Here is a 17,727-nt window from a genome sequence, read left to right as displayed (position 1 = left end):
CTCAGCGCACCACCAGGGTCGCGGGGGACGGTTCTTCGAGGCGTACGGCGCCCGCGTGCTCACCCAGCAGGAAGCCGCGCAGGGTGTACGGGGCCGGGCAGGGCGCGGCCGGCAGCTCCTGCTCGACCGTGCCGTGGCGGGTCAGATCGGTGGCGGGGACGCGCAGCACGGTGGTGCCGTCGGTCGCGCTGCGCGGGCGGAGGGTGCCGCTGCGCGCGACGCACACGAACTCGGGGACGCCCGTATGGCCGCAGGGGGCGGAGAGCGTGACGCGCAGCACGGCACGGCCACGGCCGAGGAACCGGCGTGGCGGGCGCACGAGTTGGTACCCGATCGTGGTGTCCGGCGGCAGTACGACCTCGGCTGCCACGGCCGGTACGACGACGGCGCCGGTCGCCTGCGGAGCGGTCGAGGCCCGGATCAGTACGCCGCCCGGGCCGACGGGCAGCCGCAGTCCGCCGCGACGGTAGGCGTGGGCGGTGACGGTACGCCGCCCACCGGCACCCGCCTGCCCGTGCGGGGCCTCCCAGCTCACGAGCAGATGACCGATCTCGTCGGGCCAGTCGAGCGTGACCGCGGCCTGCCCCTCCGGGAGCCGCTGGGCGGTGAGCCCGGTCACCGGGCGCAGCACCTCGACGTCGACGACGGGACCGGCGAGCGCACGCTCACCGACCACGGCGACGGCGGCAACCCGCGTGAACCCGGCGGGCGGCGGATCCAGCACGCCGGCCCGGTCGAGCCGGGCGGGGAGCCGGTCGGTGCGCAGTTCGCTGCCGGGGGCCGGTGCCTCGCCGGGCCACCGGACCAGGTGGACGTCGGCGCCCCGCGCGCCGGTCCAGTCGAACCGCAGGGCCGTGCCGTCGGGGCGCGCGGTGAGGGTCCGGACGGGTTCGGGCCAGGGGTGGACGGTACGGGTGGCGCGGACGCCGGGGGAGGGGACCAGGGCCCCACCGGGCGCCCGGTAGTGGCAGACGACGCGGATGGCGTGGTCGCCGACGGCGAGCCCGGTGGCCGTGAACCCGTCCTCCCGACACGGCAGTTGCTCGCTGCTCCCGTCCGGCCCGGTCCGCTCGACCGTCACCTCCGCGGCGCCGCTCGGCCGCCGCCAGGAGCCCTCGATCCGCTCGGGCCCGTCCCTGAGCGTCAGCCCCTCCACCTCCGGGGCGACGAGCACCCGGCGCGAGACGAGCGGCGGCCCGGCCACGCGTCCGTCGCGCAGCGGGAGGGCGGCGTACCGAACGACGGCGCCGAGTGCGACGGCGGCGTCCCGCGCGGTCCCGGTCCCGCCACTGTGCCTCGCCACCTCGCGGACCTTGGGGACACCGCGCCCGTCCCGGTACAGGCACAGAACGAGCCAGTCGCCGTCGCCTCCCGTGTCCGTACCGGTACCCGTGCGCGTGCCGGTGCCCGTATCCGGATCCGTTTCCGCTTCCGTTTTCGGCCAGGTCAACGCGACGTGGTCCGCGCCGAGTTCGGCGCGCAGGGGAGTCCGCCGCCCGGACCGGCCCCCGTGGTGCCGGACCAGCCCGCGCAGGGCCCGCCGGTCGTCGACGGCCTCGTACAGTGCGCGCAGCAACTCCTCGGCCGCCCGCTCGGAGTCCCCGCGTCCCTCGGCCTCCCGGGCCGCACGCAGGGCAGCCTCAACAGCGCCCATCCGGACGGCCAGCGCGCCCCGCAGCGCCTCCAGCGCCGGATCGGTACGCTCCTGCGGCAACCGGTCCAGCAAGGCCCGGGTCCGGTGCAGCCGGTGCCGTGCCCAGGCATCGGCGAGGGATTCGGCGGCGTCGCGCTGCTGCCGGCTGAGGGTGGACCGCAGCCGTGCCGCCGCCACCAACCCCGCCACCTCGTCCGGGTGCACCCCCGACTCCAGGGCGAGACGTGGGCGTTCACCCTGATCCCGCTCCTGCAGCAGACCGATCAACTGATACAGCACGACCCTGCGAGGCGCCTGCGGATCACGGCGGTGCAGCTCGGCGAGCAGCGCCGCGACGGGGGCCGTCGGGGTGCCGGCGCGGGCGAGGTCGTCCAGCAGCGTGCCGTCCACGCGCCGCCGACCGCGCGGCCCGGACGGTATGTACAGCCCGTCGAGCACGCGTAACCCTCCGCTGCCCGGTGGCAGCAGCGCTTCGCCCAGGTGCCGTAACCCGGCCGCGTGCTGCGCGGTGGCGAGCTCGGCGTAACCCGGGACGAGCGGGCTCAACGGCAGCCCGGACAGTGCCCGTGGCAGCCCCAGGTGATGCCCGAACTCGCGTCCCGCCACGTGCGCCGCTCCCCCGATAGCTCTTCGAGGGACCATCCCAGCAGATCCCTACGCCTGGGGGAGGCGGTTTTTCCGAATCGAAGCGGGCGCTGACCAGCCGCGACCTGGCTGCCGCCGGCGTGGCCCCGGCGCGGCGTCGGTTGATGCGGACCGGCGCCGAGAGGCGCACCCGCACCCAACCGCCGGAGGTACTAGGCCCCCACCGCCGCCAGCACCGGCACCCCGGCAGCCTCGTACCGTTCCAGCAGTACCCGCGCCACCTCGGGCGCCGCCCCCAGCACATCCGCCAGCACATCCGCCTCGGCCGCCCCGCGCGCGATGCGGTCCGGCAGGAAGCCGGGAGCCAGCACGTACGGCGCCACAGCCACCCGCTCGCAGCCGAGTTCGCGGAGCGCACGCACCGCGTCCTCGGTGCGGGGGAACCCCGCGGGAGAACCAGCGGAGGCGAACGCAGGCCGCACGGCGCACCAACCGGTGTGCCGCCACTCCCGCGCGATTTCTGCGATCACTGCGATCGCCTCCGGGTCGGTGGACCCCGCCGAGGCCAGCACGACCCCGGTCGAGGACTTGTCGGCGGGCGTCAAGCCCGCCTCGTACAGCCGCCGTTCCAGCGCGGACAGGAGCAGCGGCGACGGTCCCAGCACCTCGGCCTGGCGGATGCGGAGCTGCGGCGGTGCCGCCCGCAGGACCGCCGGGATGTCGGCCTTCGCGTGGAACGCGCGTGTCAGCAGCAGGGGGAGAGCCACGACGTCCCGGACACCCTCCGCCGCCAGCGACTCCAGCACCCCCTGCACCGACGGGATGTTGAAGTCCAGGAAGCCGGTCTCCACCCGCACGTCCGGCCGCAGCGACCGCACCCGGCGTACGAGGGCATGCACCGTCGCGGCATGCCGCGGATCACGGCTGCCGTGGGCGATGACGAGGAGAACCGGCTTCGTGGACACAGGACTTCAGCTCCTTGCCAGCAGACCGCGGCTGCGCAGCACCCACCGCTCCAGCGGGCTGAAGATCAGCAGGTCGATGGCGATGCCGACGATCAGGATGAGCAGGATGGCGAAGAAGACCATGGACATGGAGCTGGTGTTGCGGCCGTTCTCGAGGAGCTGGCCCAGGCCCACACCCAGGTCGGGGGAGGAGGCGATGATCTCCGCGGCCATCAGGGACCGCCAGGAGAAGGCCCAGCCCTGCTTCAGACCGGCCAGATAGCCCGGCAGCGCGGCCGGCATCACGATGTGCCAGGTGCCCTTCAGCCCGGTCGCGCCCAGCGTGCGGCCCGCTCGCAGGAACAGCGGCGGAACCTGGTCCACGCCCGACACCAGGCCGTTGGCGATCGAGGGGACCGCCCCGAGCAGAATCACCGCGAACATCATCCGGTCGTTCAGGCCCAGCCAGATCACGGCCGGCGGCACCCACGCGACGGACGGCAGCGACTGCAGACCCGACAGGATCGGCCCGATCGCCGCCCGCACGAAACGGACACGCGCCACCAGCAGACCCAGCGGCGTGCCGATCGCCAGCGCGAACAGGAAGCCGAGCAGACCGCGTGAGACGGACGTCCAGACGTATTCGTGGAGCGTGCCCTCAAGCCACGCCGTGCGCAGCTCGCCCCACACGTCGGCCGGCGCGGGCAGCTTGGTCGGGTCGTCGGCGACCCCGGACGACACCAGGAACTGCCAGACGGCCAGCACCAGGGCGATGGCGACGACCGGCGGCAGGATCTTCTGCGTCAGCGTCCTGCGGAACGGCGTACGGCTCGTCTGGACCGTCTCCAGGGCGTCCAGCCCGGCTTCGAGTCCGGCGAGATCGTTGCCGTCCTTCGGGGCGGCGTTCGTCTCAGTGCTGGCCATGACGGCGGATCTCCCCACGCAGTTCTTCGGTGATCTCCCGGGACAGCTCCGCCACCGCGGCGTCCTCGATGCGACGCGGCTGCGGAATGCCGACCGTCCACTCGCGGGCGACCCGGCCCGGACGGGAGGACAGCAGCACGACGCGCTGCGCGAGCCGGACGGCCTCACGCACGTTGTGCGTGACGAACAGGACGGACAGCTGCGTCTCCCGCCAGATACGGGTCAGCTCGTCGTGCAGCACGTCCCGCGTGATCGCGTCGAGCGCGGCGAACGGCTCGTCCATCAGCAGCAGCTTGCTGTCCTGGGCGAGGGCCCGCGCCATGGCGACGCGCTGGCGCATACCGCCGGAGAGTTCGTGCACCCGCTTGCCGTACGCGCCCTTCAGCCGGACGAGTTCCAGCAGCTCCTCGGCCCGGCCGCGTCGCTCCGCCTTGGGGACGCCCCTGAGCTTGAGCGCGAGTTCGATGTTCTTGCCCGCGGTCAGCCACGGGAAGAGGGCGTGCTCCTGGAACATCAGCGCCGGCCGGCCGTCGGTGGTGATGCTGCCCGCGCTGGGCCGGTCGAGACCGGCCACCAGGTTCAGCAGGGTCGACTTGCCGCAGCCGGACGCCCCGAGGAGGGTGACGAACTCGCCGGGCGCGACATCGAGCGTGATGTCGTCGAGGACGAGCTGCTGCCCGGCGGGGCCGGCGAAGGACTTCGAGACATGCTCGATGCGCGCGGCGTGCTCCACGGACGCATCCGTGTCGGCGGCCTTGGCGAGGGCGGTTGCCACGGTCGTCACCTCCTGGGAACTCATCGGAATCGGTGCCTTACTTCGCGCCGAGACCGGCGTCGTCGACCTCGGGTTCGCCCTCGGCCTTGAGGACCTTGTTCAGCGGTGCCAGGTCGTAGATGCCGGTCAGGTCCGGCTTCTGCAGCAGACCGGCCTTGACCGCGTGCTCCGCCTCCGTGCCGAGCGTGGCCGCCAGCGGGTCGTCGGTGACCTGGATCGACTTCCACGCCGGATCGATGACGTCAGCCGGCAGCGGCTTGCCCGTGTCGGCCTTCAGCTGCGCGTTGGCCGCGGTCTTCGCCTGCTCCGGGTGGTCGGCGATCCACTTGTTGGTCTTCACCGAGGCCCGCAGCACGGCCTCCACGGCCTTCGGGTGCTCCTTCAGGAAGCTCTGCGACACGATGACGTTCGTGATCACGAACTTCTTGTCGGGCCACAGGTCGGCCTCGTCGAGCAGCACCTTGCCGCCCTCGGCGACCAGCTTGGACGCGGTCGGCTCCGGCACCCACGCGCCGTCGATCGAGCCGGACTTGTAGGCGTCGGGCGTGATCTTGTTGTCGGTGCGGACTACGGAGACGTCACCCTGGCCGCTCTCCGCGTCGACCTTCCAGCCCTGCTCGGAGACCCAGTTGAGGAACGCCACGTCCTGGGTGTTGCCGAGCTGCGGCGTGGCGATCTTCTTGCCCTTGACGTCCTTCAGGGACTTGATCTTCTCCGGGTTGACGACCAGCTTCACCCCGCCCGAGGCCGAACCGGAGATGATGCGCAGGTTCTGGCCGTTCGACTTGATGTAGCCGTTGATGGCGGGGGAGGGGCCGATCCAGCCGATGTCGATGGACTTGGAGTTCAGCGCCTCGATCTCGGAGGGACCGGCGCTGAACGTCGCGTACTCCGCCTTCGTCCCGCCCAGTTCCTTCTGGAACATCCCCTCCTGCCGGCCGACCAGCGCGGTGGCGTGGGTGAGGTTCCCGAAGTAGCCGATCCTCACCGAGTCCAGCCCGTCCACCTTGGGCGCCCCGGCGATGGCCTGCTCGGTGTTCTCCCTGGCCTGGGAGCCGTAGCCGCACGCCGCGAGGGCGAGCAGCGGGAGCGAGACCAGGACGGCGAGGAGCCGTCGCACGGCGGGGGTGGCAGGCACGGGAGGTGTTCCTCTCGGTGGCCCGGCTCGCACGCCCGTGTCAGGTCGTGGCCGGGGAGTCGGCAGGTTCGTGCGGAGCGGCGCGCATGCGGTGCGCGCGGGTCAGCGCACACATCGCGGCACTCCGCCCTGCCCGCTCCCGAGGGCGCCGCTGCCGACGCGGCCGCCCTCCTTCGCGAACGTGGAGTAGTAGTCGTGGGACGTCATGTCAGAAGTCCCACCCGTCGTCCTCGGCCTCGTCCTTGACCGGCTCCGGCGAGGCGAACGACTCGCCGACCATGCCCGCGGTGAGCGTGGTGCCGTCACCCGGGTCGATCAGGATGAACGAGCCGGTGCGGCGGGAGTCGGCGTAGGAGTCGACGGGCAGCGGCTCGGCGGTGCGGATCTTCACGCGGCCGATGTCGTTGGCGACGAGCTGGCCCGGGTGCGGGTGCAGGGACAGGTCGTCGAGCGTGAGCCGGGACGGGATGTCCTTGACGATCGCCTTGACCGTGCGGGTGCCGTGCTTGAGCAGCACCCGGTGGTTGACGGTCAGCGGGGCGTCGGCGACATGGCAGACCGTGGCCTCGATGTCCTGCGTGGTCGCGGGAGCGTCCTTGGTCGGCACGAGCAGGTCACCGCGCGAGATGTCGATGTCGTCCTCCAGCAGGACGGTCACCGACTGGGTGGTCCAGGCGACGTCGACCGGCTTGCCCAGCACGTCGATGCCGGAGATCTTCGACGTACGGCCCGACGGCAGCACGGTCACCGACTCGCCGACGCGGAAGGAACCGGCCGCGATCTGGCCGGCGTAGCCCCGGTAGTCCGGGTGCTCGGCGGTCTGCGGGCGGATCACGTACTGCACGGGCAGCCGGGCGTGGCAGTGGCGCAGGTCGTGGGTGACCGGCACCGTCTCCAGGTGCTCCAGGACGGTCGGGCCGCCGTACCAGTCCATGTTGGCGGACGGCTCCACGACGTTGTCACCGGCGAGCGCCGAGATCGGGATCGCGGTGACCTCCGGGACGCCCAGCTCGGTGGCGTACGCCGTGAACTCCTCGGCGATGGCCGCGAAGACGGACTCCTGGTACTCGACCAGGTCCATCTTGTTCACGGCGAGGACGACGTGCGGCACGCGCAGCAGCGCGGCGATCGCCGCGTGCCGGCGGGTCTGCTCGACGACGCCGTTGCGGGCGTCGACCAGGATCACCGTCAGCTCGGCCGTCGAGGCGCCCGTGACCATGTTGCGCGTGTACTGCACATGGCCCGGCGTGTCGGCGAGGATGAACCGGCGCCGGGGCGTGGCGAAGTAACGGTACGCCACGTCGATCGTGATGCCCTGCTCCCGCTCGGCCCGCAGGCCGTCCGTCAGCAGCGCGAGGTCGGGGGCGTCCTGTCCGCGGCTCGCCGAGGCGCGCTCCACGGCCTCCAGCTGGTCGACCAGCACCGACTTGGAGTCGTGCAGCAGCCGGCCGACAAGGGTGGACTTGCCGTCGTCGACGGAGCCCGCGGTGGCGAACCGCAGCAGGGTGGTGGCCGAGAGCTCCTCGGTCGTCGTCGTGCTCATGCTTAGAAGTACCCCTCGCGCTTACGGTCTTCCATCGCGGCCTCGGAGAGCTTGTCGTCGGCGCGGGTGGCGCCGCGCTCGGTGAGCCGGGACGCGGCGATCTCGGTGATGACCTGCTCCAGCGTCACCGCGTCGGAGTCCACGGCACCCGTGCAGGACATGTCGCCCACGGTCCGGTAGCGGACGAGCCGCTTCTCGACGCTCTCGCCGTCCTTCGGCCCGCCCCACTCGCCGGCCGTCAGCCACATACCGGCGCGCTTGAAGACCTCACGCTCGTGCGCGAAGTAGATCTCCGGCAGCTCGATGCCCTCGCGGGCGATGTACTGCCAGACGTCCAGCTCGGTCCAGTTGGACAGCGGGAAGACACGGACGTGCTCGCCGGGCGCGTGGCGGCCGTTGTACAGGTTCCACAGCTCGGGCCGCTGCCGGCGCGGGTCCCACTGCGAGAACTCGTCCCGCAGCGAGAAGACGCGCTCCTTGGCCCGCGCCTTCTCCTCGTCGCGCCGCCCGCCGCCGAAGACCGCGTCGAACTTCTCGCTCTGGATCTTCTCGGTCAGCGGCAGCGTCTGCAGCGGGTTGCGGGTGCCGTCCGGGCGCTCCTTGAGCACCCCGCGGTCGATGTAGTCCTGCACCGACGCGACATGCAGCCGCAGGTTGTGCTTGGCGACCGTGCGGTCCCGGTACTCGATGACCTCGGGGAAGTTGTGCCCGGTGTCGACGTGCAGCAGCGAGAAGGGGATCGCCGCCGGAGCGAACGCCTTCAGCGCCAGGTGCAGCATGACGATGGAGTCCTTGCCGCCGGAGAACAGGATCACCGGCCGCTCGAACTCGCCCGCGACCTCGCGGAAGATGTGCACGGCCTCGGACTCCAGCGCGTCCAGGTGCGAGAGGGCGTACGGGGAATCCGTGCCCCCTTCGCCCCCCTTCACCGTGGCGACGGTGGTCGTCATGCCAAACCCCTTTCGCTGAGCAGGGCGTACACGGACGCCGCGGACTCCTGCACGGTCTGGTTCTGGGACTCGATGCGCAGATCGGGCGACTCGGGCTCCTCGTACGGGTCGTCGACCCCGGTGAGCCCCTTGAGCTCGCCCGCGGCCTGCTTGGCGTACAGACCCTTCACATCGCGTACGGAGCACACGTCGACGGGCGTCGCCACATGGATCTCCACGTACGGCGTGCCGTGCTGCTGGTGCCGCTTGCGCACCGCGTCGCGGCTGTCCGTGTAGGGCGCGATGACCGGGACGAGGGCGAGCACGCCGTTGCGGGCGAGGAGTTCGGCGACGAAGCCGATGCGCTGCACGTTGGTGTGCCGGTCCTCGCGGCTGAAGCCGAGGCCCGCCGAGATGAACTCGCGGATCTCGTCGCCGTCGAGCACCTCGACGCGGTGGCCCTCCTCGCGCAGCCGGCCGGCCAGCTCGTAGGCGATGGTGGTCTTGCCGGCGCTCGGCAGACCCGTGAGCCAGACGGTGGCTCCGCTCGTCACGTGGTTCTCCTGGGTCGCAGTGGTCGCTTCCGTCACAGCAGTAGCAGCGGGAGCTGTGGACGCCGTGTGAAGTCCTGTGTCCGCCTCGAAGGCGTGCGCGGTCATCCGTGCAGCCCGCACTCGGTCTTGCCGCGGCCCGCCCAGCGGCCGGCGCGGGCGTCCTCGCCCTCCAGGACACGGCGGGTGCAGGGGGCGCAGCCGACGGACGCGTAGCCGTCCATCAGGAGCGGGTTCGTCAGGACGCCGTGCTCGGCGACGTAGGCGTCCACGTCGTCCTGGGTCCAGCGGGCGATCGGGGAGATCTTCACCTTCTGCCGCTTCTCGTCCCAGCCGACGACCGGGGTGTTCGCCCGGGTCGGGGACTCGTCGCGGCGCAGACCCGTCGCCCAGGCCACGTAGCCCTTGAGCCCTCGCTCCAGCGGCTCGACCTTGCGCAGCTTGCAGCACAGGTCGGGGTCGCGGTCGTGCAGCCGGGGGCCGTACTGCGCGTCCTGCTCGGCGACCGTCTGCAGCGGGGTGAGCGTGATGACGTTGACGTCCATCACGGCCTCGACCGCGTCGCGGGTGCCGATGGTCTCCTCGAAGTGGTAGCCGGTGTCTAGGAACACGACGTCGACACCGGGCAGCGCACGGGAGGCGAGGTGGGCGACCACCGCGTCCTCCATGGAGGACGTCACACAGAAACGCTTGCCGAAGGTGTCCGCCGCCCACTGGAGGATCTCCAGCGCGGAGGCGTCCTCCAGGTCACGGCCCGCCTGCTCGGCGAGCGCCTTGAGATCCGCTGTCGTGCGCTCTTCCTGAGCCGTCGTCATATCTCGTTACCCCCTGCGTCGCTGTGCCGAAGACCCCGGGCGAGCAGCCCGAGGAACTTCAGCTGAAAGGCCCGGTTGCACGCCGCGCATTCCCACGCGCCGTGACCGCCCTGAAGGGCCTCACTCGGGCGCAGGTCCTCATCGCCGCAGTAGGGGCAGTAGAAGGGGGCGGCCCGCTCGCTCATGAGAGGGCCTCCTCGGAGGCGCGCGCGGCCCAGGCGGCGAACCGCTCGCCGTCCTCGCGCTCCGCCTGGAACCGCTTCAGCACACGCTCGACGTAGTCCGGCAGCTCCTCCGCGGTGACCTTCAGACCGCGCACCTTGCGGCCGAACCCGGCCTGAAGGCCCAGGGCGCCGCCGAGGTGCACCTGGAAGCCCTCGACCTGCTCGCCCTGGTCGTTGAGGACCAGCTGTCCCTTGAGACCGATGTCCGCCACCTGGATACGGGCGCAGGCGTTCGGGCAGCCGTTGAGGTTGATGGTGATCGGCTCGTCGAATTCCGGGATGCGGCGCTCCAGCTCGTCGATCAGCTGGGAGCCGCGGGCCTTGGTCTCGACGATGGCGAGCTTGCAGTACTCGATGCCGGTGCAGGCCATGGTGCCGCGCCGGAACGGGGAGGGCTTGGCGGTCAGGTCCAGCGCCTCCAGCGCCTCGACCAGCGGCTCGACCTGTGCCTCCTCGACATCGAGGATGATCATCTTCTGTTCGACGGTGGTCCGGACCCGGCCCGAGCCGTGCGCCTCGGCGACCTCGGCGATCTTCGTCAGGGTGGCGCCGTCGACGCGGCCGACGCGCGGGGCGAAGCCGACGTAGAAACGGCCGTCCTGCTGCCGGTGCACGCCGACGTGGTCGCGCCAGCGGCCCACGGGCTCGGCGGGCGCGGGGCCGTCGGCCAGCTTGCGCTGCAGGTAGTCGTCCTCCAGCACCTGGCGGAACTTCTCCGCGCCCCAGTCGGCGACGAGGAACTTCAGCCGGGCGCGCGTCCGCAGGCGGCGGTAGCCCCAGTCGCGGAAGATGCCGACCACACCGGCCCACACCTCCGGGACCTCCTCCAGCGGCACCCACGCGCCGAGCCGGACGCCGAGCTTGGGGTTGGTGGACAGGCCGCCGCCGACCCACAGGTCGAAGCCGGGGCCGTGCTCGGGGTGCTCGACACCGACGAACGCGACGTCGTTGATCTCGTGCACCACGTCGAGCAGCGGGGAGCCGGAGATCGCCGTCTTGAACTTGCGCGGCAGGTTGGAGAACTCCTTGCTGCCGATGTAGCGCTCGTGGATCTCGTCGATGGCCCAGGAGCCGTCGACGATCTCGTCCTCGGCGATACCGGCGACCGGCGAGCCGATGACCACACGCGGGCAGTCGCCGCAGGCCTCGGTGGTGGACAGCCCGACGGCCTCCAGCCGGTCCCAGATCTCGGGCACGTCCTCGATGCGGATCCAGTGCAGCTGGATGTTCTGCCGGTCGGTGACGTCCGCGCTGCCGCGCGCGAACTCCTGCGAGATCTCACCGATCACCCGCAGTTGCTGGGTGGTGAGGCGACCGCCGTCGATCCGCACCCGCAGCATGAAGTACTTGTCGTCCAGCTCCTCCGGCTCGAGGATGGCCGTCTTGCCGCCGTCGATCCCGGGGCGGCGCTGGGTGTAGAGCCCCCACCAGCGCATCCGCCCGCGCAGGTCGTTGGGGTCGATCGAGTCGAAGCCGCGCTTGGAGTAGATCGTCTCAATGCGTGTCCGCACATTGAGACCGTCGTCGTCCTTCTTGAACTGTTCGTTGCCGTTGAGCGGGGTGTAGTGCCCCGCGGCCCACTGACCCTCACCGCGGTGACGGCTCACCTTGCGGCGGGGAGTCGCGGCGGCAGGCTTCTGCGGGGTGGCGGCCATGGTTGTTACGTCCTTCGGGACAGGCGGGAATGCGGCTCTGACCTGCGCGTACGGGCGCATGGGCAGACATGCGCGTCATTGCGCGGGATCAGACAAAAGGGGGAGTGTCGGGCGCAGAGGGAATGCACTCAGCGCGCCGGACAGATGGCGCTGGACATGCGGCCGAGGTCGACGTGCCGCCGACTCACCAAGGCAATTCCAGTTCCAGACATGACGGAAGCGTGTCATGGCGATCTGGACACAGTCCAGCTTTGTCCGTCATGCGGACACCCTTGTCCCGAAGTTCGAGACAAGGGTGTCGTCGGTCACATGGCCCGAATCGGCCGTTTCTGCCCTGGTCAGCCAGGGTAAGCCCCCGGCCACGGACCGGGCGCGGCCACCTCGCTCTCCTCCTCCACCTTGGTGTCGAAGAGCCGGAAGCCACGCCGCAGATAGTTGTCCATGGCGTGCTCTCCGTCCTTGCTGCACGTATGCAGCCACACCCGCTTCGTCTGCGCCAGCCCCGGCCAGCGGTCCGCGAGATCCCAGGCGCGGGCGACGCCGTACGACAGCAGATGGCCGCCGATGCGCCGGCCGCGGAAGGCCGGAATCAGGCCGAAGTAGACGATCTCCACGACCCCGTCGTCCTGCGGCTCCAGCTCCACGTATCCGGCCGGCGTCCCCCGGTCGTGGGCGACCCACGTCTCCACCCCGGGCCGCTCCAGATGCTCCTGCCACCGCGCGTACGTCCAGCCGAGCCGGTCGATCCACTGGATGTCGCCGCCGACGGAGGCGTACAGGAACCGGCTGAACTCGGGCGAAGGTACCTCGGCCCGGACGATCCGTACGTCGCCCTGCGGGGCTTGGGCCGGGAGGAGGTCGGTGGGGGAGGTCTGTTCCAGGGACCAGGTGGTCACGGGGATGTTGGGCATGTCGGTCAGGGAATCATCCGGGTGGCCGATCTGTCGATCTGTGCCCGAGCGCTCCGCTGGGGGTGCCTCGGTGGCTGGGATTGCCGCGACAGAAGGTGCCGGCGATGTGTCGTCGGCGTCTGCGGGGATCGTCGTGGCCGGTCGCGCAGTTCCCCGCGCCCCTTTGGGGCGCCTCAGCCGGGGTGCCTCAGTCGAGTGCCGAGTCGATCGAACGCAGCGGTAGCGCGAACAGCATCCGGCCGGACTGGGACCAGACCTCGCCGGTCGCCTCCCAGTACGACAGGGTGCCCGCCTGGACGCCCCAGCAGCGCGGGGCGTTCTCCGAGCCGCAGCGGGTCGCCTCGGCGCCCTCGGTGTCCTGGCGCCACAGGCTGCCCTGCCGGTCCGTGGTGCCCGGGGTGCGGCCCAGGTACCAGTCGGCGCGGTTCGCCCCGGCCGCCCGGTGCGACAGGAGGCCCTTGATGCCGGACGCCTCCGTCTCGTACGCCTCGACCGCGGGCACGGCTCCGGTGGCGTCGGTGGCGAGCAGGCCGGGGCGGGCCGGGTCCTTGCTGAAGTCGTAGCGCCACAGACGGGCGTGCTCGTCGCTGTCCGCCGGCGTCCACTCGCTCGCGACCAGGCTGTCGGGCGCCGTGCTGCGGTCGAGGGAGACGGTGCCGAGGCGGGGAGCGGCGCCCCCGCCCGTCAGGCGGTACGAGGCGACGGCCGGCAGTACGAAGCGCTGGCCGCGCGCCGACCAGCCGTCGGCGACACGGCCGACCTCGGGGCTGTCGACCGTGGTGCGCTGGACGCGGTTCATGTCGTACACGTACAGCCCGTCGGCGGCGGTCACCAGCAGCTTGTCCTGGTACCAGACCATGCCGGAGAGACGGGACGGCAGGGCGCGGTAGTCGTGTCCGCCGTCCACCGGGACGACGAGGAGGGCGGAGGCGTACCGCAGGTGGTTGAGGTCGTTCGCGTCGACGAAGGCGACCCGGGCGAGGCCGCGCTCGGCGGTGCCCTGGCTCCACCCGGACAGCAGGACCCGGTTGTCGTTCCACCAGCCGTCGTCGTCGGCGTCCCCCGACGTGGTGACGGCGCCCGCCCGCCAGGCCCGGGTGTCCGCGGCGTCCCAGCAGTACGCGCGCGTGGCGGCCGGCGCGACGGGCAGCGCCGTGCGCTCGCCGGCCGTACAGCCGGAAGCGGGCCGCAGACTGCGGTCGGCGCTCTCGAGGACGGCACGGACACCGACCGGCTTGCCCATCCCGGCGGCGAGTTCGTCGAGCGCGGCCTGCGGGACCGGCTGCTCCCGGAGGCCGAGCGCACGGATCTCGGCGGCCCTGGTGAGAGGCTCCAGCGCCCCGGGGTTGTCGCCGACCGTCGCCTGTGAGGCGCTGATCATCGTGGCGGCGGCGGTGAGGGCGAGGGCGGTTCCGGCCAGGAACGCGCGTACCGCACGGCCCTGCTTGCGTCGACGGTGTCTGCCGCGGTGCTTCATCACAACCTCCCGAGGCGAGCCAACTGCCGCCATTGGTCTGAGCGTTGACCAAAGGGGCAGGTGGGGTGGCCCGTAGAGGGATGCTACGGCAGGTGGGCGGCCTCGCGGACGAAGACCCCGCAAATATGCGGAAGACGGTTCCTTCGACGCCGGTCCGCTGCCGCGTCCTTCAGGGGCGCGGGGAACTGCGCGACAAGCCACATAGGACCCGCAGCCGTCCGACGGCAAAGCTCCTGTGGCGTACAGGCGTCACAGCACACCCAGCCCTCAACGGGCCTGGGCCGAAAAACGCCCCCGCACCACTGCAGGCGCCGTCGACTGCGGCAGCAGCTCGCGTGGGTCGTCCGGCAGCAGTACCTCGACCTCCGCATCCTCGCGGAAGCGATACGGCCGGTGCTCCAGGAACGCCCCGAGATAGCGCCGTACGCGGGACATCTCGGCCCGCACCGTCACCGTACGGCCCGCGTCGCCGAACATGTCCCCGGCCAGTCCCGCCGCGCTGCGGCCGGTGCGGTGCAGGGCCAGGAGGTAGAGCAACTCGGCGTGCCGCGGGCTCAGTTCATGGCTCCAGGAGCCCGCGCCGCCGGACACCGTCACCGACCAGCGGCGTGGCTGCGTCAGGTCCAGCACGATCCGCGTCTCCCCGGCCGGCACCGGCTCGTCGGCGGGCCGCAGCAGCCAGCCGCCCGCCAGCGGCTCCACCGAGCACGGGCCGAGCGGCGGCAGCCACCGGCGGCCCGGCGCCAGGGACTTGGGCAGCGCGATCCGGTTCGGGTACGGCATTCCGGTCACCGCGGCGGTCCAGCCGTCCCGGTCCACCACCAGGGCCCGCCCGGGCAGCCGGGCCAGCACCGGCGCCGCCACCGCGCGCAGCCGCTCCAGCGAGGTCAGATGCAGTTCGCGCAGCCGGGCCTCGGCGAGCTTGGCCACCGAGTCGACCCAGGCGAGCGTGGCCGGGTGCATGGTCTCCAGCGGCCCGCTGATGTCGACCACACCGATCAGCCGGCCGTCCCGCGGATCCGTGATCGGGGCGCCCGTGCAGGTCCAGGACGTCTGCGAGCGCTGGAAGTGCTCGGAGGCGAAGACCTGCACGGGCCGGCGGACCACCGCCGGGGTACCCACTCCGTTCGTGCCGACGACGCTCTCCCGCCAGTCGGCGCCGAGTTCGAACCCGAGTCCGTCGGCCTTGCGCAGCACGGCGGAGTTGCCCTCCCGCCACAGCACCCGGCCCTCGTCGTCGGCGACGACCATGATGTGGTGGGCGACGTCCGCGACCGACAGCAACCCCTCGCGCAGCACCGGCAGCACATGTCTGAGCGCGGTGGACTCCCGGCGCCGCTGCACCTCCTCGCGGGAGAGCAGCCCGGACCGGACGTCATGGTCCGGATCGACTCCGCTGCGCAGCATGCGTTCCCAGGACTGCTCGATCACCGGGCGCGGCGCGACGGGCGTGCGCTGTCCGGAGAGCTTGGCGGCACGGACGTCGCTGAGTACCCGCGCCGCCCGCGCCGAGTCCACTGCGGCCAGCTGCGTCACGTCCGTCGGCGAGAGCGCCAAGGGTCCCTCCGGGGAGAACGGGTCTCATCCTGACTATGTGTTTCATAGTGCCGTCCAGCTCGGGCGGAGGGGGCCAGTCCGCCCAGAGACGGCCGTGAGTTGCAACCCCTTGCAACCCTGGTGAACCGCTCCGGACTGGTTGAAACTTGAGCGACGCCGTCCCGAGCGGCGTTCGCGGCCTCGAACGGGCCAGTGGGGGTGGTGCCGTGTCGGCGCAGCACCACCCCCTACCACCCACCTCCGGCGGCTTGGCCGCGTTTGCGCGTCGGGGGGTGCCTCTTGAGGTGCGTTGGCGTCTGCGGGCCGGTTGTGGTTGGTCGCGCAGTTCCCCGCGCCCCTCGGTCAGGCCTGCGGCCTGGACCGATCCACCACCGACGCCAGGTTCAGAGTTGACGGCAGAGTGCCGAAGGCCAGGCCTCCGTCGTTGCCCAGGCGGGTCGCGCAGAATGCGTCGGCCACCTCCGGTGGGGCGAAACGGACGAGCAGGGAGCCCTGGAGGACCAGCGCGAGGCGTTCGGTCAGGCGGCGGGCCCGGGGCTCGATGTCCTCCAGGTCGGCGAGTTCGGTCAGCAGGGACTTGATCGCGGTGTCCAGGCGGTGGTCGGCGCCGCGCGCCTTGCCGATCTCCTGGAGGTAGGCGTTGAGGGCCAGGGGCTCTCGCTGCAGCGCGCGCAGTACGTCCAGGGCCTGGACGTTGCCCGCGCCCTCCCAGATCGAGTTCAGCGGGGACTCGCGGACCAGCCGGGGCATCCCGGACTCCTCCACGTAGCCGTTGCCGCCCAGGCACTCGGACGCCTCGACCGCCACCGGCGTGCACCGCTTGGTCACCCAGTACTTGGCGGCCGGCAGCGCGATCCGCAGCAGTGCCCGCTCCTGCTCGCCGCCGTCGTCGTAGGCGGCCGCGAGGCGCAGCGCGAGAGTGGTCGCCGCCTCGGACTCGACGGCCAGGTCGGCCAGGACGTTGCGCATGAGCGGCTTGTCGACGAGCCTGCCGCCGAAGGCCTCCCGGTACGTGCAGTGGTGGACCGCCTGCGCCACGGCCTGCCGCATCAGCCCCGCCGACCCCAGGACGCAGTCGAGCCGGGTCGCCGCCACCATCTCGATGATGGTGCGCACCCCGCGCCCCTCCTCGCCGACCCGGCGGGCCCACGTCCCGTCGAACTCGACCTCGCCGGAGGCGTTCGAGCGGTTGCCCAGCTTGTCCTTGAGCCGCTGGATCAGGAACACGTTGCGGCTGCCGTCGTCCAGCACGCGCGGCACCAGGAAGCAGGTCAGCCCGCCCGGGGCCTGCGCCAGCACCAGGAAGCCGTCCGACATCGGCGCCGAGCAGAACCATTTGTGCCCGGTCAGCACGTACGTGCCGTCCTCGGCGAGCGGGGCGGCGGCCGTCGTGTTGGCGCGGACGTCGCTGCCGCCCTGCTTCTCCGTCATGCCCATCCCGAACAGCGCCCCGGCCTTCTGCCCGGCGGGCCGCAGCTCGCGGTCGTAGATCATGGACGTCAGCCGTGGCTCCCACTCGGCGGCCAGCTCGGGGTCCGTGCGCAGGGCGGGGACCGCCGCGTGGGTCATGGACAGCGGGCAGCCGTTGCCCGCCTCGACCTGCGTCCACAGCAGGAAGGCGGCCGCCCGCCGCACGTGCCCGCCCGGCCGGGTCCAGGCCGCGGTCAGGCCCGCCGCGACGCCCTTGCCGAGGAGCCGGTGCCAGGACGGATGGAACTCGACCTCGTCGATACGACGGCCGTAGCGGTCGTGCGTGCGCAGCCGCGGCGGGTTGTCGTTGGCCAGTGCCCCCCACTCCTGCACCTGCGCCGAGCCGCAGGTCCGCCCGAGCGCCGCCAGTTCGCTTCGGACCTCGTCCAGCAGCTCGGGGGTGACATGCCGTTCCACCGCCGCCACCAGGGCCCGGTCTGTGGTGAAGACGTCGTGTCCGACGAGCGGCGGGGGCTGGTTGGTCACGCTGTGGGTGCTGCCTGCCATGTCTGCGAACCTACCCGCGCGGCGCCGCAGACCACCACAGGACCGCCCCCTGCGCCCCATGGGGTGAG

The 17,727-nt window shown here is 71.9% G+C and carries 16 protein-coding genes; all 16 read right to left on the bottom strand.

Going from position 1 to position 17,727, the window contains the following annotated elements; all coding sequences use genetic code 11:
• Position 1: 1 nt before the first annotated feature.
• Positions 2-2,260 carry a hypothetical protein gene (locus ACIBU0_RS12215; RefSeq protein WP_398815695.1) on the bottom strand — a complete coding sequence of 753 codons (2,259 nt, stop codon included), beginning with the start codon at positions 2,258-2,260 and terminating at the stop codon, positions 2-4.
• Between the two features lie 191 nt (positions 2,261-2,451).
• The gene (locus ACIBU0_RS12210; protein ID WP_398815692.1) at positions 2,452-3,204 is read right to left on the bottom strand and encodes a sirohydrochlorin chelatase; all 753 of its coding nucleotides are present in this window, start codon (positions 3,202-3,204) and stop codon (positions 2,452-2,454) included.
• Between the two features lie 6 nt (positions 3,205-3,210).
• Positions 3,211-4,107, bottom strand: coding sequence for an ABC transporter permease (locus tag ACIBU0_RS12205; protein ID WP_398815689.1), 897 nt, complete (start codon positions 4,105-4,107; stop codon positions 3,211-3,213).
• Entirely contained in the window at positions 4,094-4,906 is an 813-nt protein-coding gene (locus tag ACIBU0_RS12200) for an ABC transporter ATP-binding protein (protein WP_398815686.1), read from the bottom strand. The genes ACIBU0_RS12205 and ACIBU0_RS12200 overlap by 14 nt, the downstream gene beginning before the upstream one ends.
• Positions 4,907-4,919: 13 nt before the next feature.
• The gene (locus ACIBU0_RS12195; protein WP_398815683.1) at positions 4,920-6,020 is read right to left on the bottom strand and encodes an aliphatic sulfonate ABC transporter substrate-binding protein; all 1,101 of its coding nucleotides are present in this window, start codon (positions 6,018-6,020) and stop codon (positions 4,920-4,922) included.
• Positions 6,021-6,228: 208 nt separating this feature from the next.
• The gene (locus ACIBU0_RS12190) at positions 6,229-7,563 is read right to left on the bottom strand and encodes a sulfate adenylyltransferase subunit 1 (protein ID WP_398815680.1); all 1,335 of its coding nucleotides are present in this window, start codon (positions 7,561-7,563) and stop codon (positions 6,229-6,231) included.
• Between the two features lie 2 nt (positions 7,564-7,565).
• Complete coding sequence (gene cysD, locus ACIBU0_RS12185) at positions 7,566-8,513, bottom strand: sulfate adenylyltransferase subunit CysD (protein WP_398815677.1); 948 nt, start codon at positions 8,511-8,513, stop codon at positions 7,566-7,568.
• Positions 8,510-9,151: an adenylyl-sulfate kinase gene (cysC, locus tag ACIBU0_RS12180; RefSeq protein ID WP_398815674.1), complete on the bottom strand. Its 642-nt coding sequence runs from the start codon at positions 9,149-9,151 to the stop codon at positions 8,510-8,512. Before cysC ends, cysD begins: the two co-directional genes overlap by 4 nt.
• Positions 9,148-9,858: a phosphoadenylyl-sulfate reductase gene (locus tag ACIBU0_RS12175; protein WP_398815671.1), complete on the bottom strand. Its 711-nt coding sequence runs from the start codon at positions 9,856-9,858 to the stop codon at positions 9,148-9,150. The genes cysC and ACIBU0_RS12175 overlap by 4 nt, the downstream gene beginning before the upstream one ends.
• Positions 9,855-10,043, bottom strand: coding sequence for a hypothetical protein (locus ACIBU0_RS12170; RefSeq protein WP_398815668.1), 189 nt, complete (start codon positions 10,041-10,043; stop codon positions 9,855-9,857). Before ACIBU0_RS12170 ends, ACIBU0_RS12175 begins: the two co-directional genes overlap by 4 nt.
• On the bottom strand, positions 10,040-11,737 hold the full coding sequence (locus ACIBU0_RS12165; RefSeq protein ID WP_398815665.1) for a nitrite/sulfite reductase: 1,698 nt from the start codon (positions 11,735-11,737) through the stop codon (positions 10,040-10,042). The genes ACIBU0_RS12170 and ACIBU0_RS12165 overlap by 4 nt, the downstream gene beginning before the upstream one ends.
• Before the next feature lie 128 nt (positions 11,738-11,865).
• Positions 11,866-11,949, bottom strand: coding sequence for a putative leader peptide (locus ACIBU0_RS12160; protein WP_310591794.1), 84 nt, complete (start codon positions 11,947-11,949; stop codon positions 11,866-11,868).
• A gap of 126 nt (positions 11,950-12,075) precedes the next feature.
• Positions 12,076-12,648 (bottom strand): GNAT family N-acetyltransferase, encoded by a 573-nt coding sequence (locus tag ACIBU0_RS12155; protein ID WP_398815662.1) that lies wholly within the window; start codon positions 12,646-12,648, stop codon positions 12,076-12,078.
• A gap of 187 nt (positions 12,649-12,835) precedes the next feature.
• The gene (locus ACIBU0_RS12150; protein WP_398815659.1) at positions 12,836-14,125 is read right to left on the bottom strand and encodes a hypothetical protein; all 1,290 of its coding nucleotides are present in this window, start codon (positions 14,123-14,125) and stop codon (positions 12,836-12,838) included.
• A gap of 267 nt (positions 14,126-14,392) precedes the next feature.
• On the bottom strand, positions 14,393-15,682 hold the full coding sequence (locus tag ACIBU0_RS12145; protein WP_398815656.1) for a GAF domain-containing protein: 1,290 nt from the start codon (positions 15,680-15,682) through the stop codon (positions 14,393-14,395).
• Between the two features lie 342 nt (positions 15,683-16,024).
• The gene (locus ACIBU0_RS12140; protein WP_398815654.1) at positions 16,025-17,659 is read right to left on the bottom strand and encodes an acyl-CoA dehydrogenase family protein; all 1,635 of its coding nucleotides are present in this window, start codon (positions 17,657-17,659) and stop codon (positions 16,025-16,027) included.
• Between the last annotated feature and the right edge of the window lie 68 nt (positions 17,660-17,727).

This window comes from Streptomyces sp. NPDC049627 (assembly GCF_044465645.1).
In the GTDB taxonomy this organism is placed as follows: domain Bacteria; phylum Actinomycetota; class Actinomycetes; order Streptomycetales; family Streptomycetaceae; genus Streptomyces.
The sequence above is the reverse complement of the archived record's forward strand: the minus strand, read 5'-3'. Positions and strand labels throughout refer to the sequence as shown.